The organism is Pseudomonas sp. PSE1(2024) (assembly GCF_050990555.1).
GTDB lineage: Bacteria > Pseudomonadota > Gammaproteobacteria > Pseudomonadales > Pseudomonadaceae > Aquipseudomonas > Aquipseudomonas aphyarum.
This window is the reverse complement of sequence record NZ_CP158967.1, coordinates 1,623,518-1,649,677: the sequence shown is the minus strand read 5'-3', so window position 1 is coordinate 1,649,677 and position 26,160 is coordinate 1,623,518. Positions and strand designations below refer to the sequence as shown.

Below are 26,160 nucleotides of genomic sequence, written 5' to 3'. Positions count from 1 at the left end.
CGATCAATATGACCAGCATGCAACCCGGTAACACCGGGATCGATCCGCGGCTGAGTTTCGATGACCCGTTGCTCGACGGTCTGTTGATCCTCTGCAAACTGCATGGCGCGACGGTCAGTCGCGCCAGCCTGAGCGCCGGGCTGCCCCTGGACAAACAACGCCTGAGCCTGGACCTGCTGCCCCGCGCCGCAGCCCGGGCCGGGTTGCAGGCGCGCTTGCTGCGCCGGGAACTCAAAGACATTTCTCCGCTGAACCTGCCGGTACTGTTGCTGCTGGGCAACGGGCGCACGGCGGTGCTGCGGCGGTTTGCCGAAGACGGCAAGGCGCTGATCCTGCCCAGTGAAGCCGACGGCGGCGAGCAATGGGTCAGCCGTGAAGAGCTCACCGAACACTACAGCGGTCAGGCCCTGTTCGCCCGGCCACGGCATGAACTGGAAGACCTGCGTTCACCGTTGGTGCCACGGGTGCAAGCTTGGTTTCGCGACACCCTGAAGCTGTCGAAATGGCTGTACAGCGACGCGATCCTCGCCAGTTTCCTGATCAACCTGCTGGGCCTGATGGTGCCGCTGTTTGTCATGCAGACCTACGACCGCGTGGTGCCCAATCAGGCCACGTCGACGCTGTGGGTGCTGTCGATCGGATTGTTGATCGGCACCGGTTTCGAACTGGTGCTGCGAGTGGTGCGCGCGCACTTGCTGGACACCGCCGGCAAGAAAACCGATGTGATCCTTTCCGCGACTTTATTCGAGCGCATCACCGGCATGTCGATGAAAGCCCGGCCGGCGACCATCGGCGGATTCGCCCAGAGCATTCACGACTTTCAGGGCCTGCGGGAATTTCTCACCGCCGTGACCCTGACCAGCCTGATCGACCTGCCTTTCGTGGTGTTGATGCTGGTGGTGATCGGCCTGCTCGGTGGCTGGCTGGTGGTGATTCCGCTGTTGGCGTTTCCGATCACGATCGTGTTCGCGATGATCATTCAGGCCCGTCTGCGCGACACCGTGCAGAAAAGCCTGAGCCTCGGCGCCGAGCGTCAGGCGTTGCTGATCGAAACCCTCGGCGGCCTGGAAACCCTCAAGGCGTGCAGCGCCGAAAGCGAGCGCCAGCACAAATGGGAAAGCACCCACGGCGCCCTCACCCGCCTCGACAGCCACGCCCGTAATCTCTCGGCGCTGGCCACCAACGGCACGCTGTTCATCCAGCAGTTTTCGGGGATGGCGACGATTGTGGCCGGGGTCTACAGCATCATCGCCGGCAACCTAAGTGTCGGCGCGCTGGTGGCCAGTTACATGCTCGGCAGCCGCGTGCTCGCGCCACTGGGCCAGATCGCCGGGCTGATCACCCGCTACCAGCAAGCGCAACTGACCATGAAAAGCACCGACGCGCTGATGTCCCTGCCTCAGGAGCGCGACGGTAAACAACGGCCGCTGGAACGCACGCAACTGCAAGGCGCGCTGGACGCCAACGCCGTGACCTTCCACTACAACGGCCAGAATGCGCCGGCCCTGAGCAACGTCAGTTTCAGCGTCAAACCCGGCGAGCGGATCGGCATCATCGGCCGCAGCGGCTCGGGCAAAAGTACGTTGGCGCGACTGGTGATGGGCTTCTACGAACCGGAAGAAGGCCAGTTGCTGCTCGACGGCCTCGACCTGCGGCAACTGGATGTCGCCGACCTGCGCCAGCAGATCGGCTACGTCGCCCACGACCTGCCGCTGCTGGCCGGCAGCCTGCGTGACAACCTGACCCTCGGCGCCCGCTACATCAGCGATTCGCGGATGCTTGAAGTGGCCGAACTGACCGGCGTCACCGAGCTTGCCCGACAGCATCCGCAAGGTTTCGACCGGCCGGTGGGCGAGCGCGGGCAACTGCTTTCCGGCGGCCAGCGCCAAGCCGTCTTGCTGGCCCGGGCGCTGTTGCTCGACCCGCCGATCATGCTGCTCGACGAACCCACCAGCGCCATGGACAACAGCAGCGAAGACGTCCTGCGCCAGAAGCTGCACGGCTGGGTGCAGGGCAAAACCTTGCTGCTGGTCACCCACCGCACCTCGATGCTGAGCCTGGTGGACAGGTTGCTGGTACTGGACAACGGCCGGATCGTCGCCGACGGTCCGAAAGAAGCGGTCATCGATGCACTGCGCAAGGGCCGGGTCGGCTCGGCAGCGGTCTAGGAGTTGCCCCATGTCTGCTTCCTCCTCTTCAAAACCGCGCGGCTACTTCGACAGTTTCGGTAAAAGCGCCGAAGCCGAATTCATGCCGGAAACCGCCGGCGCCTCGTTGCAGGATTCGCCGCGCTGGTCGCGCATCACCGTGTGGCTGGCGGCGGCGCTGCTGATCAGCGCGCTGGTCTGGGCCAAGTTCGCCGTGCTTCAGGAAGTGACCATGGGCGAAGGCAAGGCGATTCCGTCGAGCAAGGTTCAGGTGATCCAGAACCTCGAAGGCGGGATCGTCACCGAGATCTTCGTGCGTGAAGGGCAAATGGTCAGCAAGGGCGACACGTTGCTGCGCCTGGATGACACGCGGTTTCTGTCGAACAAGGGTGAGAGCGAGGCTGATCGCTATGCCCTGACCGCGCAGGTCGAACGCCTGTCCGCCGAAGCCGAAGGCCGGCCGTTCAAGCTCTCGGACGAGGTGATTGCCAAGGCTCCGCAAGTGGCCGAGGACGAGCGCTCGCTGTACGAGCAACGGCAACGGCGGCTGGCCAGCGAGCAACGCACCCTCAGCGAACAACTGCGGCAGAAGGCACAGGAACTGGCGGAGTTTCGCTCGAAACAGGGGCAATACAGTTCGAGCCTGGCGCTGCTGCAACAGGAAATGAACATGTCGGAACCGCTGGTGAAAACCGGTGCGGTATCGCCCGTGGAAATCCTCCGTCTACGTCGTAGCGCAGTGGAAATTCGTGGCTCGTTGAATGCCACGACCCTCGCCATTCCCCGGGCCGAATCGGCGATCAACGAGATCAAGAGCAAGATCGACGAATCGGAACAGACCTTCCGCTCCGAGGCGGCCAAAGAGCTCAACGAGAAACGCACCGACCTGTCGAAAATCACCGCGTCGAGCATCGCCATCGACGACCGCGTCAGCCGCACCACCGTGACTTCGCCGGTGCGTGGGGTGATCAAGCAGATGAAGGTCAACACCATCGGCGGCGTGGTGCAGCCGGGCAGCGACATGGTGGAAATCGTACCGCTGGAAGACAACCTGCTGATCGAAGCCAAGGTCCGGCCGCAGGACGTGGCGTTTCTGCATCCGGGTCAGAAAGCCATGGTCAAGTTCAGCGCCTACGACTACACGATCTACGGCGGACTCAGCGCCAAGCTTGAGCTGATTGGTGCCGACACCATCACCGACGACAAGGGCAACAGCTTCTACCTGATCCAGGTGCGAACCGACAAAAACCATTTGGGCGGGGATGTGAAACCGTTGCTGATCATTCCGGGGATGGTGGCGACGGTGGACATCATCACCGGGGAGAAAAGCGTGCTGGATTACCTGCTCAAACCGGTGCTGAAGGCCCGGACCGAGGCGATGCGCGAGCGCTAGCCTCATCTGATCGTTCCCACGCTCTGCGTGGGAATGCATACAGTGACGCTCTGCGTCACCGTCGCGAAGGGACGCGGAGCGTCCCGGGCGGCATTCCCACGCGGAGCGTGGGAACGATCAGGCTGAGTCTGGTCAGGCTGAGTCCGATCAGCCTCCGTGATTCTTCTGGAAAGTCTCTTCCCCCATCGCCGCAATCTGCCCTTCAATCAACGCCTCGAACGGCTTGAGCAGCGGTTCGAACGACGTCGGCGCTTCCAGCGTCTGCAACGCCTGAACAATCGCCTCGATCGTCGACAACGCCCCCGGCCCCGGTGCTTTGCGCAGCCGATACCGGGAAACCCCGCCCTCGGCCAAAGTCACCCGTGGCAACGCCGCCAGCAGCGGATTGAGGTGCAGCATCTTGCGCGCCTTGCGCCACGTGCCATCCGGCACCACCAGCAACAGCGGTTCATCGGACGCGGTGTAAGCCTGCATCGGCTGCGCATCCTCCGCCGGAAACAGCAATCGCGCCCGATACCCCGGCCGGTTCAGCAGCGCGGGCAGATCCTCGAACACTTCGCCGACAATCAGCTCGGCATTCTTCAACCCGAGCGCCGCCAACCGCGCCGTGTTGAGCGCGTGATTGACCTCGCTCGGGTGCTGCAACAGCAACACCCGGGTGCGGCTGTCGAGGCTGGGGATCAGCGGGCAAAGGCAGTGGGTTTGTGGGCGCAGGCAGCGCGGGCATTGGGGTCTGGACATTGTCTTATGCCTGATTGAGCTGCGCTTTGAGCAGGTCGCGGAAAGTCTGGATCAGCGGCTCACGGCTGCGGCCACGGCGCATGATCATGGAAAACGGCGCCTGATAGCCGAAGGTCGCCGGCAGCAGCACCCGCAAATCGCCCTTGTCGGCCCAGGCCTGGGCGTAGTGCTCCGGCAGGTAACCGATGTAGGCGCCGGACAGCACCAGAATCAGCTGCGCTTCCATACTTTCCACGGTCGCAGCGCTGTGTTTGAAACCGTGCCGGGCCAGTTCGGCCTGGCTCCAGTAACCGCGACCGACCATGCGTTGCTGGGTGATGACCTGCTCGGGAATCCGCCGCTCGTTGAACAACGGGTGACGGCTGCTGCAATACAGCCAGTGCTGCTCGCGGTACAGCGGCATGTACACCAGACCACTCATGCGCGTGGAGAATGCGCCGATGGCCAGATCGAGGCGGTTGTCCTGCACGCCGAGTTGCAGTTCATACGGGCTCATCACCGACAGATGCAAATGCACCGCCGGGTGTTCCTGGCTGTAGGCGCCGATGGCTTCGGCGAACGGCAGGGCCTTGTCGCTGACCGTGGAGTCGATCACCCCGAGATTGAGCGTGCCGCGCAATTCGCCCTTGAGCGCGGCGGCGTATTGCTCGAAACCTTCGAGTTCGGCCAGCAGGCGCAGGGTTTCCTGATGGAACAGCTCGCCCTTGCTGGTCAGGCTGAAACCACCGCGCCCGCGATGGCACAGCACCAGACCCAGCGCGGCTTCGAGCTGGCTCATGTAGGTGCTGATCGCCGAGGTCGACAGGTTGAGTTCCTGCTGCGCGTTGGCAAACCCCTGATGGCGCACGACGCTGACGAAGATGCGCAAAAGTTTCAGGTCGGGTAAAGCGTTGGCCATGTCTACTCCAGGATCGTTCCCCATAGATCGTTCCCACGCTCTGCGTGGGAATGCCGCCTTGGACGCTCTGCGTCCGCTTCACGGCTGTGACGCGGAGCGTCACGGGATGCATTCCCACGCGGACGGTTCGACGCCTCGACGTGGGAACGATCAGCGAGAAGTCTATCCATCTCCCTCTCATTAGTTTAGAAATTTCTGAACTAAGTATTTGCCCGTAGCGATTCTTCCCTGCCACTACATTTCGCAGAATCGGCCCACAGCGGTGCCCGTGATCTTGCGAATGCGGTGCGCCGACATAAATAAAACAAAGACGATGAGGCCCTACCCGTGGACAAGATTCTTCACCAACCACTGGGCGGCAACGAAATGCCGCGCTTCGGCGGCATCGCCACCATGCTCCGACTCCCCCATGTACCGACCGCTGCCGGCCTGGACGCTGCCTTCGTTGGCGTGCCACTGGACATCGGTACTTCGCTGCGCCCCGGCACCCGCTTCGGGCCGCGCGACATCCGCACCGAATCGGTGATGATCCGCCCGTACAACATGGCCACCGGCGCTGCGCCGTTCGACTCGCTGTCGGTTGCCGACATCGGTGACGTGGCGATCAACACCTTCAACCTGCTCGACGCCGTGCGCATCATCGAAGAAGCCTACGACAACATCCTCGAGCACAACGTGATCCCGATGACCCTGGGTGGCGACCACACCATCACCCTGCCGATCCTGCGTGCCATCCACAAAAAGCACGGCAAGGTCGGTCTGGTACACATCGACGCCCACGCTGACGTCAACGATCACATGTTCGGCGAGAAGATCGCCCACGGTACGACCTTCCGTCGCGCCGTCGAAGAAGGTCTTCTGGACTGCGACCGCGTGGTGCAGATTGGTCTGCGTGCGCAGGGCTACACCGCTGACGACTTCAACTGGAGCCGCGATCAGGGCTTCCGCGTGGTGCAGGCCGAAGAGTGCTGGCACAAGTCGCTGGCACCACTGATGGCCGAAGTGCGCGAGAAAGTCGGTGGCGGCCCGGTGTACCTGAGCTTCGACATCGACGGCATCGACCCGGCCTGGGCGCCTGGCACCGGCACCCCGGAAATCGGTGGTCTGACGACCATTCAGGCGATTGAAATCGTTCGCGGCTGCCAGGGCCTCGACCTGATCGGCTGCGATCTGGTAGAAGTCTCGCCCGCTTATGACACCACCGGCAACACCTCGCTGCTGGCCGCCAACCTGCTGTACGAAATGCTCTGCGTACTGCCGGGCGTGGTCCACCGCTGAGGGTCGGGTCATGAACGAACGTGATCAGGTTCTGAAAGCGGCCGCCGATCTGGTGTCCGCCTTCGCCCGCAACGATCGCGAAGCCTACTTCGGCGCGTTCAGCGCCGACGCGAGCTTCGTGTTCTACACCCTCGAACAGCCCCTGCTGTCGCGCGATGCCTATCAGGCGTTGTGGGACAGCTGGCGCGCCGAGGATGGCTTCGAGGTGCTGTCCTGCACTTCGAGCAACGCCTTCGTCAATCTGCAGGGTGACGTGGCGATTTTCATCCATGACGTGGCCACCGAGCTGCGCATGCAAGGGGAGCAACACTTCAGCCAGGAGCGCGAGACGATTGTTTTCAGAAAACAAGCGTCGAGCCTAGAACAACAAGGCCTTTGGCTGGCCTGTCACGAACATTTGTCCGCAATGCCGGAAGGGCTGCCATCCCCTTAGCCAAACAGGTGACGCCTCACACGCGATGAGGCGCGCCTTTATGATCGGAGCAGATCATGAATAACAACAACAACGACCAAAGCCTTACGCAGATTGAAACCCACGGGGTCGAACAGATCCCGGACAACGAACGCACCGCCGGTCCCGTGGACTTGTTCCGCATGATCTTTGGCGGCGCGAATACCTTTGCCACCGCCGTGCTCGGCAGTTTCCCGGTGCTGTTCGGCCTGTCCTTTCAGGCGGGCGTCTGGGCGATTGTCTCGGGCGTGCTGCTTGGCTCGCTGATCCTCGCACCGATGGGCCTGTTCGGTCCGCTCAACGGCACCAACAATGCCGTGTCGTCCGGTGCGCACTTCGGCGTGCACGGGCGGATCGTCGGTTCGTTCCTGTCGCTGTTGACCGCCATCGCCTTCTTCTCGCTCTCGGTGTGGAGCTCGGGGGATGCGCTGATCGGTGGTGCAAAACGCCTGATCGGCCTGCCGGAAACCGACCTGACCCTGGGCCTGGCCTACGGTCTGTTCGCGATTCTGGTCCTGACCGTGTGCATCTACGGCTTCCGCTTCCTGCTGTGGGTGAACAAGGTTGCCGTGTGGAGCGCAAGCCTGCTGTTCCTGCTGGGCATCTTCGCCTTCGCCGGTCCTTTCGATTCGCACTACGCCGGCACCGTCAGCCTCGGCCAGCCAGGCTTCTGGGCCGCGTTCATCGGCGCCGCGCTGGTGGCCATGAGCAACCCTATTTCCTTCGGCGCGTTCCTCGGCGACTGGGCCCGCTATATCCCGCGTGAAACTTCGCGCAAGCGGATCATGGCGGCGGTGGTGCTCTCGCAAGTCGCCACCTTCATCCCGTTCCTGTTCGGCCTGACCACCGCGACCATCGTCGCGATCCAGGCGCCAGACTACATCGCAGCCAACAACTACGTCGGCGGCCTGCTGGCGGTGTCGCCGAGCTGGTTCTTCCTGCCGGTGTGCCTGATTGCAGTGATTGGCGGCATGTCCACCGGCACCACCTCGCTGTATGGCACCGGGCTGGACATGTCGAGCGTGTTCCCTCGCCTGCTGTCGCGGGTCAAGGCGACGTTGCTGATCGGCGTGCTGTCGATTGCCTTCATCTTCATCGGGCGCTTTGCGGCGAACCTGGTGCAGAGCGTGTCGACCTTCGCCGTGCTGATCATCACCTGCACCACCCCGTGGATGGTGATCATGATCATCGGCCTGGTGGTGCGTCGCGGCTTCTACTGCCCGGACGACCTGCAAGTGTTCACTCGCGGCGAGCAAGGCGGACGCTACTGGTTCAGCCACGGCTGGAACTGGCGCGGCCTGGGCGCGTGGATCCCGAGCGCGGCGGTCGGCCTGTGCTTCGTCAACCTGCCGGGGCAGTTCGTCGGCCCGCTGGGTGAACTGGCCGGCGGCATCGACATCAGCCTGCTGGTGACCCTCGGTCTGGCCTCGGTGATGTACCTGATGTTGCTGAGCCTGTTCCCGGAACCGGCGCTGGTCTACGGCCCGAAGGATCCCCGGAGCAAAGGCGCGCATGCGCCGGCTGAAGCGGCGCTGCGTCAGGCTGCCTGATTAACCCTGTGGGAGCGAGCTTGCTCGCGAAAGCGATCTGTCAGTCACATCACTTTTGAATGTGCCGACGCCTTCGTCGGATCGCCGCCCGGAGCAAGCTCGCTCCCACAAGAAACCAAACTTGTTTCACCATAAAAAAGACAATCGGAGACACGCCATCATGGCTTTGGATTTATTCGTCGTCCTCATCTACGCCGCCGGCATGCTCTTGCTCGGCTACTTCGGCATGCGCAAGGCCAAGACCAACGAGGACTTCCTGGTCGCCGGGCGTAACCTCGGCCCGAGCCTGTACATGGGCACCATGGCCGCGACCGTTCTCGGTGGCGCGTCCACCGTCGGCACCGTTCGCCTGGGCTACGTGCACGGCATTTCCGGTTTCTGGCTGTGCGCGGCACTGGGTTGCGGCATCGTTGCGCTGAACCTGTTCCTGGCCAAGCCGCTGCTGAAACTGAAGATCTACACCGTTACCCAGGTCCTGGAAAAACGCTACAACCCGATGGCCCGCTCGGCGAGCGCGGCGATCATGCTGGCCTATGCGCTGATGATCGGCGTGACCTCGATCCTCGCCATCGGCACCGTGCTGCAAGTGCTGTTCGGCCTGCCGTTCTGGATCTCGGTACTGCTCGGCGGTGGCGTGGTCGTAGTGTATTCGGCCATCGGCGGCATGTGGTCGCTGACCCTGACCGACATCGTCCAGTTCATCATCAAGACCGTCGGCCTGATGTTCATCCTGTTGCCAATCTGCCTGTACCGCGTCGGCGGCTGGGACGAGCTGGTGCTGAAACTGCCGGCCACCGCCTTCAGCTTCACCACTATCGGCTGGGACACGATCATCACCTACTTCATGATCTACTTCTTCGGCATCCTGATCGGTCAGGACATCTGGCAACGGGTGTTCACCGTCAAGACCGCCAAAGTCGCTCAGTACGCCGGTAGCATCGCGGGCATCTACTGCATCCTCTACGGCCTGGCCTGTGCCCTGATCGGCATGGCGGCGCATGTGCTGATCCCGGATCTGGACAACGTCAACAACGCCTTCGCCGCCATCGTCAAACTGTCGCTGCCGGACGGCATCCGTGGTCTGGTGATCGCCGCTGCCCTGGCCGCGATGATGTCCACCGCCAGCGCCGGCCTGCTCGCCGCTGCCACCACCCTGACCGAAGACCTGCTGCCGAAACTGCGTGGCGGCAAACAGTCGAGCCTGGGTGTGAACCGTCTGTTCACCCTGCTGACCGGTGTCGTGGTGCTGGGTATTGCTCTGGTTGTGAACGACGTGATCAGCGCTCTGACCCTCGCTTACAACCTGTTGGTGGGCGGCATGCTGATCCCGCTGATCGGTGCGATCTTCTGGAAACGCGCGACCACTGCCGGCGCCATCGCCAGCATGGGCCTGGGTTTCGCCACCGCCCTGCTGTTCATGTTCAAGGACGGTCTGGATGCCAACACCCCGATCTACTACAGCCTGGCTGTGGGTCTGGTGAGTTTTGTGGTGGTCAGCCTGTTTTCCCATCGCCCTGCCCCGGTGGCCAGCGCGGTCTAAGCTCGCTATAACGACTTGATGCTTTCTTCGGCGGGTGTGGCGTCGGTTGCCACACCCGTTTTTTTCGTCTCAAGGAAAGTGCTTATGAAGATTGTTTCTCGCGATCAGTGGTTCGAAGTGCAAACCCTGAGCGACGGCATTCGGCTGATTCACGAGCCGTTCATCCGCCCCTTCTATCGCTGCAACCTGTGGCATGTTCAGGGGCGGGACAAGGATCTGCTGCTCGACAGCGGTTCCGGCCTGGTCAGCCTGCGCGAGCAACTGCCGTGGCTGACCGAACGGCCGCTGGTGGCGGTGGCCAGTCATTGCCATTTCGACCACATCGCCGGACATCACGAATTTGCCGAACGGCTGGTGCATCCCGCCGAGGCGGACATTCTGGCGACGCCGGATGGCGAGAATGATCTGAGCCGGGCCTTCGTCGGCGACGACATGTTCGAAGCGCACCCGGATTGCCCGTTGTGCTACGCCGAATACCGGGTCAAGGCCGCGCCGGCCACCGGATATGTCGAGGACGGCGATGTGCTGGACCTGGGCAATCGCACGTTGCAGGTGCTGCACACGCCGGGGCATTCACCTGGCGGGATCAGTCTCTACGAAGCGGCCACGGAGACACTGTTCAGCGGCGACATCATTTACGACGGGCCGTTGATCGAAGACGCCTACCATTCCAACCTCGATGATTACGCCGCCAGCCTGCGTCGATTGCAGGGATTGAAGATCCGCACGGTGCATGGCGGGCACTTCGGCAGTTTTTCCGGAGAGCATCTGCGCGGGATGATTGACGAATGGTTGCGCCGGCACGCCTGAGGCCTGCTGTACTTCAGTCAGACTAACAACACAAAGATCTGCCATGAGAAGAGCTGCCGTGCGTGCTGCCGTGCACCGGTTCATCCTGCGCCTGCTGGAAAATCGTGAATTCGACGACAACACCAGCCTCGCGCAACTGGGGCTGGAAAAAGCGGATATCGAGGATCTGATCTTCCATCTGGAAGATGAATTCGGACTGACGGCCTTCACCGCCGAAGAGGACCGGATGCTCAAGACCGCGAAAACCGCGAATGACCTGAGCCGGTTTCTGATGGAAATCGGGCGTCACTGAAAACAAAAGATCGCACCCGCCCGCCACTCCAATGGAGCGACGGTCGGGTGCGATCTTTTGTCGTTTAAATCCTTTGATCCTTCAAAGCGGGGCATTACCGCCGACGTGGCTGACGCCGACGCTGTTCGTCATCGGTGCGAATCGGGACCGGTTGCAGAGGCGGTTCGATCAAGCCGAGGGCAACACCCAAATCGTGCAGCCAGTTTTGAATTTTCTCTTTCATCGTCATGCCCCCTTCAGGGTGGTGCTGAGCGTCCGGAATTCTGAGGCCGCTTCGCACTGATAATAGTCCGAAGTCCTACGCAATGCTCGGCCAAATCCGCAATGATCTGTTACTGAATTGATCCAAATCCCTGACCGTTCGTTCAAGCCGTTTCCCGCACGTCTTCGCCAGCCACGGGATAGAGCGCCTGCTGCTGTTCAATCCAGGCATTGAGGTTGGCCCCGACCATGCCCCGGCGCCACATGAGCCATGTTGTCGCACTGGCAAAAGGCTCGGCCAGCGGGTGCACCGCCACGCTTTCGCGCCCCGGCAGGCTGGCGAGCATCGACTCCGACATCAGCGCCACGCCGCTGCCGGCAATCACGCAGGCGAGCATGCCCTGATAGGACTCGATCTCCATCGCCCTCCCCATCGCCGCCTGATAGTGGGCAAACCACGCTTCCAGCCGCGCACGATAGGCGCAGCCATGGCGGAAGGTAAATACCGCTCGCCCTTCGACATCCCTGGCGCTGCGTATCGGCGGGTGATCGGCCTCGCTGATCAGCACCAGCCGTTCGTTGCACAGCGGCACACCGTCGATCCCGGCCAGTTGCGGCGGGCCATCCACCAGCGCGGCGTCGAGACGACCGGTGAGCAGGCCTTCGAGCAATTCACCACTGGGACCGGACTGCACCTGAAGATTCACCGCCGGATATTGCTTGTGATAGCGCGCCAGCAGCGCCGGCAAATGGATCGCGGCGGTGCTGTACAGCGTACCGAGCACGAAATCCCCCGCCGGTTGCCCGCCCATCACCGCTGCACTGGCCTGATCGCGCAGGGCGAACAGTTTGCCGGTGTAGTCCAGCAGGACTTTTCCCGCAGGCGACAACTGCAAACGCTGACGCTCACGGACGAACAGTTCGACACCCAGTTGCTCCTCCAGCTGTTTGAGCCGGGTCGACAGGTTCGACGGCACGCGGTGCAAACGTTCGGCGGCGCGGGTAATCGAGCCCTCCTCCGCCACGGCCTGGAAGATCCGCAATTGGCTGAACTCCACAACCTTTCTCCTGAACTGAACAAGTTACTCACTATTATTCAATTTTAAAGAAAGTCAATCAGTCCTAGCCTGACGGTCGCTGAACCTCCAACGGAATCCAGACCATGTCGCCGCTGATTCGCTTATCCGCCTGTTTCATTGCCCTGATGATGGCCATGGGCATCGGGCGTTTCGCCCTCACGCCGCAACTTCCACATTTGATCAGCGAAGGGCAGATCGACCTGACCGCCGCTGGTCTGATTGCGGCGGCCAACTACCTCGGTTACCTGCTCGGCGCGGTGGATACGATGTTTTCCCGTCGGCCGGATCAGGTGCAGCGGCGCCTGCATGGCGGTCTGTGGTTGTGTGTGTTGCTGACGCTGGCGTCGTTCTGGGCCAACGGGTTCTGGTCGCATCTGCTACTGCGTTTCGGCACCGGTGTGGCGAGCGCCTGGGTGCTGGTGATGATTACTGCGCTGAGTCAGCCGCTGGCTGCGGCGGCGGGTCGTCCGAGATTGGGAGCGCTGGTGTTTGCCGGGCCGGGGCTGGGGATTTTTCTGACTGGGCTGTTGGCGCTGTTCTCACATCTGGCGCAGCAGACTTCCGCCACCCTGTGGCTGATCTACGCCGCCGTGGCGCTGGTGATGTTGCTGGGGATCGTACGGATCTTGCCGCAACCGGGCGTCGGTGTGCCGGTCGTGCCGGCTGCCGTGAGTTCATCGAATCGCGGAATTGGGCGTTTGGCGGTGGTGTATGCATTGTATGGCGTGGGCTACATCATCCCCGCCACGTTTCTGTCGCAGATGGCCAACGCGCAATTTCACGGGCAATGGCAGGCGGATCTGTTCTGGCCATGCTTCGGCCTCGGCGCCGCAATTGGCGTGTTGCTGGTGAGTTTGCGTCGGCACGATCCGCAAACCACCCGGCACTGGTTGATGGCGACGCTATGGTTGCAGGCTGCCGGGGTGTTCGCTTGCCTGTTGGGCAGCGGCCTCGGTCTGGCATTGGGCGTGATCCTGTGCGGCACGCCGTTCCTGGCCTGCATGCAACTGGTGATGCAACGCTCCCGGGAACTGGCACCCCACGCCACCCAGCGCAACGCTGGCCTGCTCACCGCATGCTTCGCCGTCGGTCAGCTCAGCGGGCCGTTGCTGGCGGCGGTCAGCAGCCACTTCAGCGGCGGCCTGCAACCGGCGCTGGTGATTGCCGGCAGCGGCCTGCTGATTGCCGGCGGTCTGGCGTGCAAATCGGTTACGGCTGACCGAGGGCTTTGCGCAAACGCCGACGCACCCACTGTTCCGCGCTGACGAAGGTGATGCCGAGCAACACCAGCACCGCGCCGATGATGAAGTTCAGGCTCAGTTCTTCGCCGAGCAGCACCACGCCGAAGGTCACGCCGAACAACGGCGTCATGAAGGAAAACACCGCGAGGTTGGCCGCCAGATAACGGCGCAGCAGCCAGAACCAGGTCAGGTAACTGAAGAACGACACCACCAGCCCCTGGAACAGCACGCTGCCCACGGCCACGACGGTCAGGCTGACGTGGGTGATCTGGCCGCTAAGCAGCGCGATCAGCAACAGGCCGATGAAACCGACAATCAACTGGTAGAACAGGGTCAGCGTCACCGGCGCTTCCGACAGACGCGAGGCGCGCACCACCACGGTGGTCGCGCCCCAACTGGCGCCGGCCAGCACGCCGAGGGCATCGCCCATCAACATCCGGCGGTCGAGGTTGTCCCACGACACGCCGCCGGCAAACGCCACGGCAATCCCGACGAACGCGAGAAAAATCCCCAGCCATTGCACCGGTCGCAGACGCTCGCTCGGCAACAGGAAATGCACGCCCAGCGCAGTGAAGATCGGCGCGGTGTAGAGGAACACCGACATGTGCGCCGCCGTGGTCAACTGCAAGCCTTCGGAGATGAACAGGAACTCGAGCCCGAACAAGGCACCGGCCAGCAAGCCGCCGCGCCAAGTGTTGCCGACCTGATCCCAGCCGCCCTTCCAGCAGATCAGCAGTCCTACCAGCAACGCGGAAATCCCCGACCGCCCCGCCGCCTGCATAACCGGCGCAATGTCGGTCGCCGCCCACTTGATCATCACCTGCTGCACGCCCCAGATCAGGCACAGGCCGATCATCACTTGCAGGGCAAACCCGTCGGCGCTGCGCCGACTGACGCTCACCTCGACACCTCTAACACACACAACATGGCAGTTTTTCCAATGGTCAAACAAAGCCCCGGCTCTTTGTCCGGGGCGAAAAAGGATGGCAGGGATTATCAACCAGTCGGACAGAAATTGCCGCCCGGCAAACACATGCAATTGCCCTGTTGCGTCATGCCCGCCGTCAGCTTCGGCGCGCGGCCCAAAACCCGACCGTACAGGCCAGCGCCGTGGCAAATGTCCCCCAGGCCCAATCCATCAGCGACACCTGCGCCGACCAGCCACGCAATGTCGCCCAATTGGTCAGGTCATAGGTGCCATAAGCGACCAGCCCGAGCAGTGCGCCCATGCGGGTGGCGCGTTGCCAGGTCAGCGACGGCAGCGCCACAAACACCACACAGCCGAAAACGTACAGGCAATAAAAAACCGCTGCTGGCACCAGCAACGGTTTTTCGAGCATCAGCGAACCGAGCAGTTCGCGATAGGTCGGCGCCATCAGCACACCGAGCCAGAGCCCGTCGAGCAGAAGAAACGTCAGCAGCGTGGCGACGTAGGCAATCAGTGCTTTTTTCATCTGCCCGACCTCGAGTGAGCCCATGCAACATGGGCCACGCGAGACTCAGGTTAGTTCAATGCGATCGGCGTGAATGACGATCTTGCCTTCCTTGTACAAGGAACCGATGGCCTTCTTGAAGTTGCCCTTGCTGACACCGAACAGGCTGCTGATCAATGCCGGATCGCTCTTGTCGCTGACGGCCAGGGAGCCATCGTTTTCACGCAACTTGGCGAGGATCTTCGAGTTCAGACTGCTGGCCGCTTCCTGCCCCACCGGTTGCAGGCTCAGGCTGATCTTGCCGTCGGCGCGCACTTCCTTGATGAAGCCTTTCTCGCGCATGCCGGAACGCATGAATTTGAAGATTTCATTCTTGTGAATCAGACCCCAGTGCTTGTTGTTGATGACGGCCTTGAAACCCATGTCGGTGGATTCGGCCACCAGCAGATCAACTTCCTGGCCCACGCTGTAGTTGGCCGGGGTCTTGTCCAGATAACGATCCAGGCGCGCGGTCGCGGTGATGCGGCGGGTGTGCTTGTCGAGGTAGACATGCACCACGCAGTACTCGCCGGCGGTCATCTGGCGTTTTTCTTCGGAGTAAGGGAGCAGCAGATCCTTCGGCAGGCCCCAGTCGAGGAACACGCCGATGCTGTTGACTTCAACAACTTTCAAACTGGCAAATTCACCGACCTGAACTTTTGGTTTTTCAGTGGTGGCAATAAGTTTGTCGTCACTGTCCAGATAAATGAAAACATTGAGCCAGTCTTCATCTTCGCTGGGAATATCTTTAGGAATATAACGGTTGGGCAAAAGAATTTCGCCGTCGGCACCGCCGTCCAGATATAAACCGAAGTTAGTGTGTTTAACCACTTGCAAACTGTTGTAACGCCCGACTAAAGCCATTTCCAATACCCTCATTGCGTGGGCGGCATTCTACCCGGTTTTGCCGGGTTCGTCGGTCGCCAGATCGGACGGCCGAGTGAAAATCTGCGGGAGGCCTTGATTTTCCTGGATTTCGCGCCGCACGCGCGCCACTCGTCAGGCCAGCGTGACGGCTTTCGCCTGATCCCGACACAGGCCGGCATCCTCAAATCGAATAAATGTTGTTATTTAAAACAGCAGGTTAGCGGGATATTTCGAATAATTAATCGAGAATAATCCACCTGCACGCTGGGTTATTCCGGGGGATATTTACCAAGCAATTGTCAAGTTATTCCTGTACGATGCCTGGCCGAGTTACTTTTCTACAGGTTAATGGCCGCCATGCGTGTAAAAGCATCCACCAGCAAAGCAAAGCCAGCTCCAGCCGTTGAAACCAGCGAATCGATCAACGATCAGATCGCGGCATTCCTCAAGTCCGGCGGCGAGATCCAGCAAATTGCCAAGGGCGTCAGCGGCCAGACGTTCGGCCCGTCCAAGCAGATCAGCCTGGGCAAGAAGTAACACCCCGCAGCACACCTGTCCAAAGGCGCTTTGAGCTTCGAAGCGTCTGGACCGGATCCCTCGCAAGACCTCTCTTACGTTTAATCAAAGATTCAAAACAGCAGAAATCGACGAACGGCCTTCGATGCCGATCATTCGCCGGTATCCTTGCACGCGTCTGGATCAAGCGTTTCAGCAGGTTTGTCGCACCTGCGCTCGCTGCTCAAGGAGTGACGCATGCTCAAATCTTCCTGTTTATTGCTTGTAGGCCTGCTGGCGAGCCCGGCGGCGCACGCGCAGATTTTCCAGCGTGAACTCGGCGATTTCGACCTCAAGCTCGGCACCACGCCCAGCCGCAGCATGGCCCAGGGGCTGGTCAAACCTTCGGCGGTCGGCTCGTTCCACGGCGGGCTGGACCTGAGTCACGACAGCGGCCTCTATGTCGGTCAGTACGCACCGAGCATGGGCCTCACGCCGGGGAAGAATCTCGAAATCGATTCCTACGTCGGCTTTAAACAACCTTTCGATCAAACCCTCGGCTACGAAGTCGGGATGATCCATTACAGCTATCCCAAGGTCGACACCCTCGACAGCCAGGAACTGTTTGGTGGCCTGACCCTGCTCGGCAGCCGGATCGGCATCGCCCTGAGCAACGATCCGGATAAACAGAACAACACCCTGTTTGCCGACCTGGGCGGCAATCAGCCGTTCGGCATCGGGATCAGCATGAAATACACCACCCATCAGCTCAACACGCCGGTCTCGGTGGACGGGGGTTATGTCAGCAGTTTTACCGATTGGTCGGTGAAATTTTCCCGGCCGTTCATGGGCATCGACCTCGACCTGATCTACAGCAATTCAAGCCTTAGCGGCAGCGATTGCTCGGCCTATTCCGGGCATAACAGTCAGTGCGACGGGCTGGTCACGCTCAAGGCCGAACGCGCGTTCTATTGATTGGCTGAACTGCCGGGGCCATCCTGCGTTCACATGAGCATCAGACCCTCAAGGCTGGCTTTCGCAAGGACTCGCCCATGTCTAGCTGGTTCAAACGCCTCGCCGTTCTACTGATCCTGACCCTCGCCCTCGGCGCCTGCAGCCGTGTCGGCCTGGCCTATCGCAATCTCGACGTGATCATTCCGTGGACGCTCAGCGACTACCTGGACATGAACGGCGAGCAGAAAGGCTGGTTCAACGAACGCCTTAAGGAACACCTGAGCTGGCACTGCACCACGCAGTTGCCGGGTTATCTCGACTGGCTCGATCGCCTGCAAACCATGGTCGAGACCAATCAGGTCACCGACGTCGCGCTCCAGGCCCGCACCGCAGAAGCCAAGCAGGCGATCGCCGAAACCGCTCGGGAAATCACCCCGTCGGCGATTGAATTGCTGCAAGGGCTGGATGACAAACAGGTCGCCGAAATGAACGACGCCTTTGCCAAAGATTTGCAAAAGCGCCAGCAGGAATACCTTAAGCCACCGCTGTCGCAGCAGATTGCCGAACGTGGCGCGCGCATGGACAAGCGTCTCAACGACTGGCTCGGCCCGTTGAGCGCCAAGCAGGAACAGCGGGTGATGGCCTGGTCGACTGCCTTGGGCGATCAGAACACCCAGTGGATCGCCAACCGCGCCCACTGGCAGAAGCAGTTCAGCGCGGCGGTGGCGCAACGCAACAGTCCCGAATTCCCACAACGGATCGAGACGCTTCTGGTCAATCGCGAACGTTTATGGACAGCGGATTACCAAAACGCCTACGCCAATACCGAGGCGCAGGCCCGTTCGCTGTTTGTCGATCTGATGGCCGACAGTACGCCGCAGCAACGCCAGCGCCTGTTGAAAAAGATCGAGGGGGTGCGCAAGGACTTCAATGATTTGAAGTGCCTGAAGGCCGCACAAAAAAGCTGAGACCACTGCAAAACCCATGTGGGAGCGAGCACGTTCGCTCCCACATTTTTTTGTGCAAACCTCAGGCGATCTGCGCTTTGGAAGCTACCTCATCGAACGTCAGCTCATCCAGCGCGTCCTCCTGATCATCCAGCACTTCGCGCGGATGATCATTGCCGGGAATGCTGCTGTCGATAAGGCTCAACAAGCTGGATCCGCGCGGGGTCAGGCTGAAGTTGTTGCCGGTGCTGCCCTCGTCTTCGCCACGGGGCTGGATGTAACCGCGCAACAGCAACAATTGCTCATAGTCGCAGGCGAGCGTTTTCAGGTGATCCAGATTCTCGATCGGCTCGCCCGCCGCCGCCTTCTCCGCCGCATAGTCTTCGGCAAAAGACCGTGGCGCAAAGCTGTGGCCCGCGCCGTTCTGCACTTCATGCAGCAGGCGTTCAATCAAATCCCAGTTATAAGTCGTCATCCTGATTCAACCTCCGGTGCGCGTGATTTTTTGGCGCGTTCACAGGTTGTGACCGGAGCGCTGCGCCACCGTTCAGGATTATTCGGCGCCCCCACCGACCGGCGGTCTGTCGATTTCCCGGGTGGTTGAACGACTAGTCTGAGACAGACGGTTTCAACCCCCGCAGGAGAAATCATCATGAACGTTGAGAATCATCCGGTGGTGTCGCGCGAAGAATGGCTCACCGCCCGTAAGCAGCATCTGGCCGATGAAAAGGCCTTCACCAAGGAACGCGACCGCCTCAGCGCCAAACGCCGCGCCCTGCCCTGGGTGAAGGTCGACAAGGATTACCGCTTCATGGGGCCGAACGGCGAGTTGAAACTCGCCGATCTATTCGGCCAGCACAGCCAACTCGTCGTTTACCACTTCATGTTCGCCAAGGGCTGGGAGGAAGGCTGCCCGGGCTGTTCATTCCTCAGCGACCACATCGACGGTGCCAACCTGCACCTGGCCCATCACGACATTGCGCTGGTGGCGGTGTCCCACGCACCATTCGCCGAATTCCAGGCCTTCAAGCGGCGGATGGGCTGGACATTCGACTGGGTATCGTCGGACGGCTGCGATTTCAACTACGACTTCGGCGTGTGCGCCCGTGCTGAGGATGTCGAAGCAGGCAAGGCTACGTACAACTACGAAAAGACCGACAGCGGCGAGGAAGAAATGCCCGGGCTCAGCGTGTTTTATCGCGCCGACAACGGCGACATTTTCCACACCTACTCAACCTATGCTCGCGGCCTCGACCTGCTGGTCGGCGCCTACAACTACCTCGACCTCACGCCCAAGGGCCGGAACGAGGATGAGATCATGGAATGGGTGCGGCACCATGACCGCTACGACGGGGCAGCAAAATCCAGTTGCTGCCATGATGGGTAACCCGTCAGCGTGAACGGGTTCAATGGTGCCGCAGGATGTGCGATGCTAGGTCGAACGAGCCGTCACGGCTTCGTTCGACTATAATTGGCACATTCCCGCATCAAGAGGCCGATATGGAAAAGCTGAGTCTGCAAACCAAGAAAGCCTGGTTCGCGAAGCAACGCAGAGCCAATTTCGCGGCCAGTCTGCGCCTGGAAGGCTTTGTTCCATCTCCGACTGATGGCGATATCAAACTTCCCACCAGGGCCGCTGCCTTGAGAGCGATCCAGCTCTTGAAAGCTTGAGCAACGATAAATACGGTTCTGACCAAGCCCCGGATTGTTATCCGGGCACTGACGTTCTTGTCAATTTGCTCGGCTTACGCAATGCCGAAGACCTGGATGAAGCAGAACGCTACATCAACGAAGTCGCCTCTGCGCGTTTGGAATTCATTCCTCCTCCCTACAGTCTTGCAACTTTAAAACGGGTGCACCGCACCTTGTTTGAAGCGATCTATCCATGGGCTGGCGAAATCCGGACACTGGCGATCAGTAAAGGCAGTACGCGATTTTGCAGCCCGGAATACATTGAGCGTGAAGTCGCTAGAGAACTTTCGAAAATGGCGGACGCTGGGTGGTTTGAAGGGTTTTCCCGTCAACAGCTGGTTTCAGCAGTCGCCGCTTCGTATGGCACTCTCAATGTGGCTCACCCGTTCAGGGAAGGAAATGGCCGAACCCAGCGCATCCTGTTTGAATACATCATTTTCAACGCCGGTTATCTCATCGACTGGGGGATGGTCGATCAAGAGGAATGGATCAAGGCATGTATTCACTCCTACCACGGTGATGACGATCTTCTTGTCGATGTATTCAACCGATGCATAGGCATTTCAATTGCCGAGGTCGACTTTTGAACAAGGCATCCCCCTAACGCCAGTCGCAGTGAACTTTTCGCTAGCCAGAACCCTCAACCGGTTAACCCGCCTTAACCGGAACTGAGGCCTGCCCCCATGAAAACCCTGCTCAAGCTCACCCTCGCCGCCACGCTCGCCTGCGCCCTGCCCGTTTGGGCCTGTACGCCGGAGGAAGCCACCGCCAAACGTGAGCAACTGGCCAAGGAAGTCGCGAAGCTCACCGAGCAAAACCCGACCAAGGCCAAAGAGATCAACGCCGAGTTACAGAAAATGGACCTGGGCACTGCCTCCGCCGATCTGCCGGACAAATGCCAGTTGATCGATCAGCGATTGAAGGAACTGGGTTCGGCGGAGAAAAAAACCGAGGGATAACACCCGCTCAGACAACGGCAGGCTTTGGCATCGATCAGGCTAAATCGATACCAAAGCCTGCTTCCTTTTGTCCGGAAATTTGCACTAGTGCATTTTGTTATTTGCACAAATGCATATTCACACCTAGGGTTACCCCGAGCCTGATCGGAACTGGCCATCGGAGATGGCAACCCTTTAGCACCGATCGCTCGGCAATACCGTTACCCCGCAAACGCGGAACGATTGTTTTCATTCATGGAGGATTGAAAAATGTTAACCACTGAAACAACGGCATTCACCGGCAACACCCTGCCCGAATGTCTGATCGGCCATCTGCTCGACCCGCAACTGGTCGAGGTCGAGGCAGCTGTTCAACAGCGCGCCCTGGCTGCTGCCAGCCTGAACTTCACGATGCAGCAACAGACCCAGACCAACTGGTGCTGGGCCGCCGCTTCCGCCTCGGTCGGCAATTATTACGGCACCGGGTCCTGGACCCAATGCGCCGTTGCCAGCGCCGCGCTGGATCGCAACTGCTGCAATCAACCGGGGCCGTGCAACGTGTACGGCTATCTGGACGTTGCGCTGAAGATCACCCGCAGTTTCAACGGCATGAATTCGGGCTCGTTGCAGATGTCGGCCATCCAGAACCAGATCAACATGGGCCGCCCGATCGGCCTGCGTTGCGCCTGGTACGGCGGCGGTGCGCACTTTCTGGCGATCTACGGCACCAACGGCAATTACGTGCTGGTTGCGGACTCGATTTACGGCTATTCGACCCGCGCGCTGAGTTCCTTCCCCGGTTCCTACAACGGCGGCGGCAACTGGACCCACACTTACTTCACGGCGAAAAACTAGGAGGGCGACATCATGCAACTGACTTATCCAAAGGCGCCTTCCAACGGCGTACAGACTTTGCGTCCGGCCCTGCAGGCCGCGTTGCAAACCCAGGGTTTTGGCGTCAATCGCCAGTTCGCCAGTGCTGCGCCCGCCGGGATCAGCCTCAGCGAAGCCTATCGTGGCTACTCGCTCAGTCTGGACGACCTGAGCCAGGGCAAAGGCCTGAAAAACGCCCGAGTGGGCGATTGGCATTACCTGGTGTTCTCAGGCGGGGTGTCGATTGCCGATGCGCAATTGGCCGAAGTACGCGGTCACGTCGAGTTCGCCTCGTTGAACCATGGCAATCTGGCGGCCGCCACGGTCGATGCGCTGAGGCTGGCGGAGCAATCGCCGCAACTGAAGGGTAAAACCGTTGAGCTGCGGATGCTGTTTGTGTCGGCGCTGCACCTTGTAGCGATCTGGCTGCATGCGGCCGGCGAAGACGTACTGATCCCGATCGAGCCAACCCCAAAAGAACTGGCGCTGACCGGGCTGTACAGCGAGGCCGCCCTGCTCGCACAGCTCAAACCGGCAGCCGATCAGGCCAAGCGGCGCTTTGATGCCGACACCACTGGCCTGCTGGGCAGTTGATAAACCCTGGCGATAAAAAAACCCGGACCATGTCCGGGTTTTTCTTTGCCTGCCTGAAACGACTTATTCAGCCGCTGGTGCTGCCGGCTTGCGGCGTTTCAGCGGGGCCATGCCATCGCTGCTCACCAGAGCGTCCGGCTTCGGACGGTTGGCGCTCTTGCGCTTGGTCGGGGTCTTGGCGGCGGTTTTCTTCTTGTCGCCCTTGGCGTCGGTCTTTTTCTTCTTCACGCCGACGGCTTTGCCCGAGGCCTTGACCTTTTTCGGTCCGCCGTAGGTGCCTTTGACTTCCTTGATGGTGCGGCGCTCGAAGCTCTGCTTCAGATAACGCTCGATGCTCGACATCAGGTTCCAGTCGCCGTGGCAGATCAGCGAGATCGCCAGACCGTCGTTGCCGGCACGGCCGGTACGACCGATGCGGTGAACGTATTCGTCGCCGCTGCGTGGCATGTCGAAGTTGATCACCAGATCCAGACCATCAACGTCCAGACCACGGGCCGCCACGTCGGTGGCCACCAGGATTTTCACGCCGCCCTGCTTCAGACGGTCGATCGCCAGCTTGCGATCCTTCTGGTCTTTCTCGCCGTGCAGCACGAACGCCTTGTATTCCTGAGCAACGAGACGACCGTAGATGCGGTCGGCCATGGCCCGGGTGTTGGTGAAGACGATGGCCTTCTGATAGGTCTCGTTGGCCAGCAGCCAGTTCACAATCTGTTCTTTGTGCTGGTTGTGGTCGGCAGTGATGATCTGCTGACGGGTGGTGTCGTTCAGCTGGCTGACCGCGTTGAGCTGCAAGTGCTCAGGGTTGTTCAGCACCTTGGCGATCATCTCGCGCAGGCCGGAACCGCCGGTGGTGGCGGAGAACAGCATGGTCTGCTGACGGTTCGGGCATTCGTCGACCAGACGCTGCACGTCTTCGGCAAAACCCATGTCGAGCATGCGGTCGGCTTCGTCGAGCACCAGCACTTCGACTTCTTTCAAATCGAGGTTGCCGGCGTTCAGTTGCTCGATCATCCGGCCAGGGGTGCCGATCAGGATGTCCGGCACCTTGCGCAGCATGGCGGCCTGGACCTTGAAGTCTTCACCGCCGGTGATCAGGCCGGACTTGATGAAAGTGAACTGCGAAAAGCGCTCGACTTCCTTCAGGGTCTGCTGGGCCAGCTCGCGGGTCGGCAGCAGGATCAGGGTCTTGATGCTGACGCGGATCTTGGCCGGGCCGATCAGGCGGTTGAGGATCGGCAGGACGAAAGCGGCGGTCTTGCCGCTACCGGTTTGCGCCGTCACCCGCAGGTCACGCCCCTGAAGCGCCAGCGGAATGGCCGCGGCTTGCACAGGCGTTGGCTCGACAAATTTCAGCTCGGCCACGGCTTTGAGCAGGCGTTCGTGCAGGGCGAATTGGGAAAACACGGGTGCTACCTCGAAGATATGCAAAAAATCAGCTGCATAGGTTACCGGTTTCGAGCGCTCAGGCCGAGTTTCTTTATGAAATACGCCGTAATCAGTGGCTTTTTTGTTGCTCGATTTGTCTTCAACGGTAATACACAGCGTCTTAAATGCTCTAATCGCCCGTCGCGTCTTACAGAAGAATCGTCTCGCTCATGGATTTCAAACAGCTCTGGCTCAACGCCCAAGACCTCTGGGGTACCCTCGAACAGCACCCGCTCCTGCACGCCGGCCTGGCTTTGGTCCTGCTGCTGGTGATCGCGCTGGTCCTCGGACGAGTGGCGCGTTACCTGATCCTGCATGCCAGCCGCATGCTCGGTCGCCAGCCCGCCCTGCACTGGATCAACGACTTTCGGCATAACAAGGTGTTTCAGCGTCTGGCGCAGATGACGCCGTCGCTGGTGATCCAGTTCGGCCTGCACCTGGTGCCGGAACTGAGCAAGACCGCCACGGTGTTCCTCGGCAACGTGGCGCTGGCGTTCACCATTCTGTTCCTGCTGCTGTCGGTCAGCGCCCTGCTCAATGCCCTGCTGGACATCTACGCCCGCACCGAACACGCCCGCACCCGCTCGATCAAGGGTTATGTGCAACTGGCGAAAATGGTTCTGTACGTGTTCGGCGCGATCATCATCGTCGCCACCCTGATCGACCGATCGCCACTGTTACTGCTGTCCGGTCTGGGTGCGATGTCGGCGGTGATCCTGTTGGTCTACAAGGACACCCTGCTGTCGTTCGTCGCCAGCGTGCAACTGACCAGCAACGACATGCTGCGGGTCGGCGACTGGATCGAAATGCCACAAGTCGGCGCCGATGGCGACGTGGTCGACATCACCCTGCACACGGTCAAGGTGCAGAACTTCGACAAGACCATCGTCTCGATCCCGACCTGGCGCCTGATGTCCGAGTCGTTCAGAAACTGGCGCGGTATGCAGCAGTCCGGCGGGCGACGGATCAAGCGCAGCCTGTTCATCGACGCCAGCGGTGTGCGGTTCATCCGCGACGATGAAGAAGAAAAACTTTCCCAAGTGCACCTGCTGACAGCGTACATGGGCCGCAAGAAAGCCGAGCTCAAGGCCTGGAACGAAGCCCAGGGCAACGTCGCGGCGATGTCAGCCAACCGCCGGCGCATGACCAACATCGGTACGTTCCGCGCTTATGCCTTGGCTTACTTGAAGAGTCACCCGGAGATCCAGCCGAACATGACCTGCATGGTCCGCCAGATGCAGACCACCGCCCAAGGCATTCCGCTGGAAATCTACTGCTTTACCACGACCACGGTGTGGGCCGATTACGAGCGGATCCAGGGGGATATTTTCGATTACCTGCTGGCGGTACTGCCGGAGTTTGGCCTGAGCCTGTATCAGCAGCCGAGTGGTGGGGATTTGCGCTCCGGGATATTGCCGGCAGTCCTTGGCGCGAGCCACATTCCAGAAGCCGAAAAACGTCTGATGTAGAGCTTTCTTTCAGGCAATAAAAAAGACGCAACCCAGGTTGCGTCTTTTTTTGTCCCGCCGATTTATCAGGCCTGCCGCTGCGGTGCCTTGTGCACCATGGTGTAGGCGTAATCGACGCCCATGCCGTATGCGCCGCTGTGTTCCAGCACCAAGTCCATTACCGCCTGATACGTGTCTTTGTGCGCCCAGTCACGCTGGTATTCGAGCAGCACTTGCTGCCAGGTCACCGGCACTGCGCCCGCCTGAATCATCCGTTGTACCGACATGTCGTGGGCTTCTTTGGTAGTGCCGCCGGAAGCGTCGGTAACGATGTACACCTCGTAGCCTTCAGCCAGGGCTTCCAGCGCCGGGAAGGTCAGGCAGACCTCGGTCCAGAGCGCGGCGATGATCAGTTTCTTGCGGCCGGTGGCCTTCACTGCGTCAACCAGCGCCTTGTCTTCCCAGGAGTTCATCGAGGTGCGCTCGATCGGCTTCTGCTCAGGGTGTACCGCCAGCAGCTCCGGCCAGATGTAGCCGCTGAAGCTTTCGGTTTCGACCGAGGTGTAGATGGTCGGCACGTTGAAGATCTTGGCAGCCTTGGCCAGGCCGACGGTGTTGTTCTTCAGGGTCTGACGGTCGATCGACTGTACGCCGAAAGCCATTTGCGGCTGGTGGTCGATCAGGATCAGGGCGGAGTTGGTTGGGTTCAGCAGTTCACGGATAGACATGGCGCGTTCCTTTTGATGTCGATTCAGAAATTTCGATTGGGTAATGGGTGAGTCGAGTGGCTTGCCGTCTTCGGCGTTGTTGTCTCGGCTTGGATGTCACTTTAGG

29 protein-coding genes are annotated in these 26,160 nt (G+C 60.6%); 19 read left to right on the top strand and 10 right to left on the bottom strand.

Features of this window, described 5'->3' with window-relative positions; all coding sequences use genetic code 11:
* Positions 1-8 precede the first annotated feature (8 nt).
* Positions 9-2,168: a type I secretion system permease/ATPase gene (locus ABTV87_RS07470; protein ID WP_007956599.1), complete on the top strand. Its 2,160-nt coding sequence runs from the start codon at positions 9-11 to the stop codon at positions 2,166-2,168.
* A 10-nt stretch (positions 2,169-2,178) separates the two neighbouring features.
* Entirely contained in the window at positions 2,179-3,540 is a 1,362-nt protein-coding gene (locus ABTV87_RS07465) for an HlyD family type I secretion periplasmic adaptor subunit (RefSeq protein ID WP_085605682.1), read from the top strand.
* A 147-nt stretch (positions 3,541-3,687) separates the two neighbouring features.
* On the opposite strand, the gene ABTV87_RS07460 is transcribed toward ABTV87_RS07465, so the two are convergent.
* Both ABTV87_RS07460 and ABTV87_RS07455 read right to left on the bottom strand, forming a co-directional pair.
* On the bottom strand, positions 3,688-4,281 hold the full coding sequence (locus tag ABTV87_RS07460) for a tRNA-uridine aminocarboxypropyltransferase (protein WP_433899200.1): 594 nt from the start codon (positions 4,279-4,281) through the stop codon (positions 3,688-3,690).
* 4 nt (positions 4,282-4,285) lie between these two features.
* Positions 4,286-5,179 (bottom strand): LysR family transcriptional regulator, encoded by an 894-nt coding sequence (locus ABTV87_RS07455; RefSeq protein WP_007956593.1) that lies wholly within the window; start codon positions 5,177-5,179, stop codon positions 4,286-4,288.
* 327 nt (positions 5,180-5,506) lie between these two features.
* Between ABTV87_RS07455 and speB the strand changes: the two genes are divergently transcribed.
* The 6 genes from speB (at position 5,507) to ABTV87_RS07425 (ending at position 11,100) form a co-directional block, all read left to right on the top strand.
* Positions 5,507-6,457, top strand: a complete 951-nt coding sequence (gene speB, locus ABTV87_RS07450) for an agmatinase (RefSeq protein ID WP_003222717.1) — start codon at positions 5,507-5,509, stop codon at positions 6,455-6,457.
* Positions 6,458-6,467: 10 nt separating this feature from the next.
* Positions 6,468-6,890, top strand: coding sequence for a YybH family protein (locus ABTV87_RS07445; RefSeq protein WP_433899199.1), 423 nt, complete (start codon positions 6,468-6,470; stop codon positions 6,888-6,890).
* A gap of 56 nt (positions 6,891-6,946) precedes the next feature.
* Complete coding sequence (locus tag ABTV87_RS07440; protein WP_433899198.1) at positions 6,947-8,458, top strand: purine-cytosine permease family protein; 1,512 nt, start codon at positions 6,947-6,949, stop codon at positions 8,456-8,458.
* 160 nt (positions 8,459-8,618) lie between these two features.
* Positions 8,619-9,998, top strand: coding sequence for a sodium:solute symporter (locus ABTV87_RS07435; RefSeq protein WP_433899197.1), 1,380 nt, complete (start codon positions 8,619-8,621; stop codon positions 9,996-9,998).
* A gap of 84 nt (positions 9,999-10,082) precedes the next feature.
* On the top strand, positions 10,083-10,808 hold the full coding sequence (locus ABTV87_RS07430) for an MBL fold metallo-hydrolase (RefSeq protein ID WP_433899196.1): 726 nt from the start codon (positions 10,083-10,085) through the stop codon (positions 10,806-10,808).
* A 43-nt stretch (positions 10,809-10,851) separates the two neighbouring features.
* Positions 10,852-11,100 (top strand): hypothetical protein, encoded by a 249-nt coding sequence (locus tag ABTV87_RS07425; protein WP_007956577.1) that lies wholly within the window; start codon positions 10,852-10,854, stop codon positions 11,098-11,100.
* Between the two features lie 94 nt (positions 11,101-11,194).
* Here the strand turns inward: ABTV87_RS07425 and ABTV87_RS07420 are convergent, their stop codons facing one another.
* Together ABTV87_RS07420 and ptrR are read right to left on the bottom strand one after the other, a co-directional pair.
* Positions 11,195-11,323, bottom strand: a complete 129-nt coding sequence (locus tag ABTV87_RS07420) for a PA1414 family protein (protein ID WP_003184145.1) — start codon at positions 11,321-11,323, stop codon at positions 11,195-11,197.
* Between the two features lie 142 nt (positions 11,324-11,465).
* Positions 11,466-12,359, bottom strand: a complete 894-nt coding sequence (gene ptrR, locus ABTV87_RS07415) for a putrescine utilization regulator PtrR (RefSeq protein WP_007956575.1) — start codon at positions 12,357-12,359, stop codon at positions 11,466-11,468.
* Between the two features lie 104 nt (positions 12,360-12,463).
* Here ptrR and ABTV87_RS07410 point away from each other — a divergent pair, with 104 nt between their 5' ends.
* On the top strand, positions 12,464-13,645 hold the full coding sequence (locus ABTV87_RS07410; RefSeq protein WP_433899195.1) for an MFS transporter: 1,182 nt from the start codon (positions 12,464-12,466) through the stop codon (positions 13,643-13,645).
* On the opposite strand, the gene ABTV87_RS07405 is transcribed toward ABTV87_RS07410, so the two are convergent.
* The 3 genes from ABTV87_RS07405 to ABTV87_RS07395 all read right to left on the bottom strand — a co-directional run bounded on the left by ABTV87_RS07405 (position 13,590) and on the right by ABTV87_RS07395 (position 15,957).
* Positions 13,590-14,522 (bottom strand): DMT family transporter, encoded by a 933-nt coding sequence (locus tag ABTV87_RS07405; protein WP_221533374.1) that lies wholly within the window; start codon positions 14,520-14,522, stop codon positions 13,590-13,592. The two genes, ABTV87_RS07410 and ABTV87_RS07405, sit on opposite strands and share 56 nt — an antisense overlap.
* Before the next feature lie 163 nt (positions 14,523-14,685).
* Positions 14,686-15,075, bottom strand: a complete 390-nt coding sequence (locus ABTV87_RS07400) for a DUF2177 family protein (RefSeq protein ID WP_433899194.1) — start codon at positions 15,073-15,075, stop codon at positions 14,686-14,688.
* Between the two features lie 45 nt (positions 15,076-15,120).
* Positions 15,121-15,957, bottom strand: a complete 837-nt coding sequence (locus ABTV87_RS07395) for a CvfB family protein (protein ID WP_007956570.1) — start codon at positions 15,955-15,957, stop codon at positions 15,121-15,123.
* A 351-nt stretch (positions 15,958-16,308) separates the two neighbouring features.
* Here ABTV87_RS07395 and ABTV87_RS07390 point away from each other — a divergent pair, with 351 nt between their 5' ends.
* From ABTV87_RS07390 to ABTV87_RS07380, 3 genes are all read left to right on the top strand, one after another.
* The gene (locus ABTV87_RS07390; protein ID WP_016985943.1) at positions 16,309-16,497 is read left to right on the top strand and encodes a hypothetical protein; all 189 of its coding nucleotides are present in this window, start codon (positions 16,309-16,311) and stop codon (positions 16,495-16,497) included.
* Positions 16,498-16,713: 216 nt separating this feature from the next.
* Positions 16,714-17,430 carry a TorF family putative porin gene (locus ABTV87_RS07385; RefSeq protein ID WP_007956569.1) on the top strand — a complete coding sequence of 239 codons (717 nt, stop codon included), beginning with the start codon at positions 16,714-16,716 and terminating at the stop codon, positions 17,428-17,430.
* A gap of 77 nt (positions 17,431-17,507) precedes the next feature.
* A complete protein-coding gene (locus tag ABTV87_RS07380; protein WP_433899193.1) occupies positions 17,508-18,377 on the top strand; it encodes a DUF6279 family lipoprotein in 870 nt (289 codons plus the stop codon).
* A 61-nt stretch (positions 18,378-18,438) separates the two neighbouring features.
* On the opposite strand, the gene ABTV87_RS07375 is transcribed toward ABTV87_RS07380, so the two are convergent.
* The gene (locus tag ABTV87_RS07375; protein WP_007956567.1) at positions 18,439-18,831 is read right to left on the bottom strand and encodes a hypothetical protein; all 393 of its coding nucleotides are present in this window, start codon (positions 18,829-18,831) and stop codon (positions 18,439-18,441) included.
* Between the two features lie 177 nt (positions 18,832-19,008).
* Here ABTV87_RS07375 and ABTV87_RS07370 point away from each other — a divergent pair, with 177 nt between their 5' ends.
* The 6 genes from ABTV87_RS07370 (at position 19,009) to ABTV87_RS07345 (ending at position 22,453) form a co-directional block, all read left to right on the top strand.
* The gene (locus tag ABTV87_RS07370) at positions 19,009-19,743 is read left to right on the top strand and encodes a DUF899 domain-containing protein (RefSeq protein WP_433899192.1); all 735 of its coding nucleotides are present in this window, start codon (positions 19,009-19,011) and stop codon (positions 19,741-19,743) included.
* Between the two features lie 113 nt (positions 19,744-19,856).
* Positions 19,857-20,027 (top strand): YhfG family protein, encoded by a 171-nt coding sequence (locus ABTV87_RS07365; RefSeq protein WP_085605662.1) that lies wholly within the window; start codon positions 19,857-19,859, stop codon positions 20,025-20,027.
* The gene (locus ABTV87_RS07360) at positions 20,024-20,635 is read left to right on the top strand and encodes a Fic/DOC family protein (protein WP_433899191.1); all 612 of its coding nucleotides are present in this window, start codon (positions 20,024-20,026) and stop codon (positions 20,633-20,635) included. The genes ABTV87_RS07365 and ABTV87_RS07360 overlap by 4 nt, the downstream gene beginning before the upstream one ends.
* A 96-nt stretch (positions 20,636-20,731) precedes the next feature.
* Positions 20,732-21,007, top strand: coding sequence for a hypothetical protein (locus tag ABTV87_RS07355; protein ID WP_007956561.1), 276 nt, complete (start codon positions 20,732-20,734; stop codon positions 21,005-21,007).
* Between the two features lie 249 nt (positions 21,008-21,256).
* The gene (locus ABTV87_RS07350; protein WP_207985355.1) at positions 21,257-21,841 is read left to right on the top strand and encodes a papain-like cysteine protease family protein; all 585 of its coding nucleotides are present in this window, start codon (positions 21,257-21,259) and stop codon (positions 21,839-21,841) included.
* 12 nt (positions 21,842-21,853) lie between these two features.
* Positions 21,854-22,453 carry a hypothetical protein gene (locus ABTV87_RS07345; RefSeq protein WP_221533378.1) on the top strand — a complete coding sequence of 200 codons (600 nt, stop codon included), beginning with the start codon at positions 21,854-21,856 and terminating at the stop codon, positions 22,451-22,453.
* A 63-nt stretch (positions 22,454-22,516) separates the two neighbouring features.
* Here the strand turns inward: ABTV87_RS07345 and ABTV87_RS07340 are convergent, their stop codons facing one another.
* Positions 22,517-23,857 (bottom strand): DEAD/DEAH box helicase, encoded by a 1,341-nt coding sequence (locus ABTV87_RS07340; protein WP_085605653.1) that lies wholly within the window; start codon positions 23,855-23,857, stop codon positions 22,517-22,519.
* 191 nt (positions 23,858-24,048) lie between these two features.
* On the opposite strand from ABTV87_RS07340, the gene ABTV87_RS07335 reads away from it, so the two are divergent.
* Positions 24,049-25,347 (top strand): mechanosensitive ion channel family protein, encoded by a 1,299-nt coding sequence (locus ABTV87_RS07335; RefSeq protein WP_433899190.1) that lies wholly within the window; start codon positions 24,049-24,051, stop codon positions 25,345-25,347.
* A 65-nt stretch (positions 25,348-25,412) separates the two neighbouring features.
* On the opposite strand, the gene ABTV87_RS07330 is transcribed toward ABTV87_RS07335, so the two are convergent.
* Complete coding sequence (locus tag ABTV87_RS07330) at positions 25,413-26,054, bottom strand: hydrolase (RefSeq protein ID WP_007956548.1); 642 nt, start codon at positions 26,052-26,054, stop codon at positions 25,413-25,415.
* Positions 26,055-26,160 lie beyond the last annotated feature (106 nt).